Consider the following 2,120-nt stretch of genomic DNA (forward strand, 5'->3'; position numbering starts at 1 on the left):
CGGCATCCAAATGGAGCCGTCACGGGTGGTGAATGTGCGCATCATCCTAAATTCTTCATTGAAGCGAGTTCTCTCTTGGCAACATCCAACTCGGCATAAACGGCTTGGGTTTTCTCGGCGACTTCCTGTATGTCGGCCCACTTGCCCGGCAGACCCTCGACAAGGTCCTGCAATGCCATCTTGGCAATAGCTGCACGCAACTGGAGCTTTCGGACTTTCTTCCTCATCTTATCTAGGTCTGACATAGATCCTTTCTGGAACAATGGTTTCTTGATGCGCTCCATCTCGGGCTAGGCTTCAATGGCTGCAGTCGCATCGTCGACCAGTTTCGTACCGGCCTCAGCAAGTTTGCGGAAAGTCTCGAAGCCGAACCGGTGGACGTCTCGACAGAACGCCCAACCGCTGGAAGCCCGCAGGGGCTTCATTCCAATTATTGGCGACGTCGACACGCCGGAGCGCTCCTCGATCGCAAGCGCTACGGCGGTGTAAAACATGTCGAGCCTCCACAGCGCGTCAGGATCGAGGATCGCCGCCAAAGGGTACCGCACGTTGCTGTTGCTTGGTGATGATGAACTCGGCCAGCAGCTCGGCATCCGAATGGCCTTCCCATAAGCCGAAGGAATCCTGAGTACGAATGAGCCGCAGGAGGCATTTGACGAACGGGGAAGCAAGGGCTTCTTCGTCATTGTTGACAGCAGGGCCAACCGGAGGAATTTCGTTGTTCGTCATTTCAGTCTTCGTCTTCGAGGTACGATTTCCTTTTCCTGCGATGCCCACTCCGGGTCCGCTTGCGTGGCCGACGAATGGCTTGGGCGGGCCAACCCCAAGAGTGCCCCGTGGCCGACCTCGACATGTCCACGAGTGCGAGACCTGCGGCGCGAATTCGCGGCGCACATCGTCTGCGCCGCGATCCGACCGGTGGTCAACGCAATTGAAATCCAACCTGCCGCAAGCCGCCGCCCTGCTGCATCGACATACTTGCTGCGAAGAGAGCTTCGATGGGCGGATTGGCCAGTGTTCAATTCCAATTGTCAGTCCCTTCGCGATTCTTGCTCAGGAAGTGACTGCGTTTTGAGTTTCGGGTGCCTTCTTTTGCGGAGCCACACAAAGATCCGCGTGACAGGCAGGCTCACCCGTGTAGTTGGCCAGTGCTTCGAGCAATGGGGTAAGATAGTACTGTTTGGTGTGGTCCGGAATTGGCCCCAGCCGGTCCACCGATTTCAGTGCCACCTCGATCAACTCGATTGCGCGATCTTTGTTGCCGCTCTCGTAATAATACTGAGCTACCGGGAGGTACCGGCGGTATTTAAACGGGCCATCGCCGTTCGGGGGATTGAGTGCCAGTATCTGTTCCGAGAGCTCGTTGCCCATCGCAAAGCGCTCCGCGCGCGGAAGATGGGAATTGTCCATCGTGGGATCGAAGAGTTGGTTGAGGGCCAAGGCCATCCACGACACCGCGTCGGACGTTTTGTCGATCGCGTCCTCGACCAATTCTCGCATGACCGGCATGCCGGTCTTGATGTCGCGCAGCTTGTGAAGCAGAAGATCCGCATGAATCTGCCGAAAATCAAAAGAGTCTGGCATCAAGGCGAGGCCTTCTTCGATGGCCAAGAGCGCCGCCGTCCAATTCTCGGCCTGCATCGCCGGCTCAAGTTTGGCGTATATCGGCCCGGTAAGCGACATTTCGCGCGCTGCAAGTTGGTTATGCGCGATGCGCTTTGCATCGGCGGCTTTCGCTTCATAGCTGCTGCGCCAGCTGCCGTTAAGGACTTTCGGCAAAACGTCATCGAGTTCCGCCGGGTGGCCGATAAAAGCGATGTGGCCGTCGCGGTCGACCACGAACGAGGTGGGAATCCCAATCGAAGAGCTGGGATCCATCCAGAGCTTGTTCATTTCGCCAATGTAATCGAACCCGATACGATAATTCAGATTCGGGAACTTCTCGGTCAGCCAGGCATCCACGTTGGTCCGCGCCTCGTCTGCGGTAGGACCCTGTTCGCAGGCGGCAACTCCGACCGCCTCAAATCCGCTGCCTTCATATTTCTCCTGCAGTTCGATCAAATGGGGCATGGCGTCGACACATGGTCCGCACCAAGTCGCCCAAAACTCAACGAGGCAGA

Annotated in this window: 2 protein-coding genes and 1 pseudogene; all 3 read right to left on the minus strand. The window is 57.1% G+C overall.

The features are described from left to right. Positions 1-41: 41 nt before the first annotated feature. Positions 42-245 (minus strand): CCE_0567 family metalloprotein, encoded by a 204-nt coding sequence (locus EOA27_RS33360; protein ID WP_063169367.1) that lies wholly within the window; start codon positions 243-245, stop codon positions 42-44. Between the two features lie 45 nt (positions 246-290). Continuing rightward, positions 291-729 (minus strand): annotated as a pseudogene (locus tag EOA27_RS33365) (DUF269 domain-containing protein). A 324-nt stretch (positions 730-1,053) separates the two neighbouring features. Further along, a partial coding sequence (locus EOA27_RS33370) for a TlpA disulfide reductase family protein (RefSeq protein ID WP_145970721.1) occupies positions 1,054-2,120 on the minus strand: 1,067 nt, incomplete at its 5' end.

The organism is Mesorhizobium sp. M2A.F.Ca.ET.037.01.1.1, from assembly GCF_003998075.1.
Classification (GTDB): domain Bacteria; phylum Pseudomonadota; class Alphaproteobacteria; order Rhizobiales; family Rhizobiaceae; genus Mesorhizobium.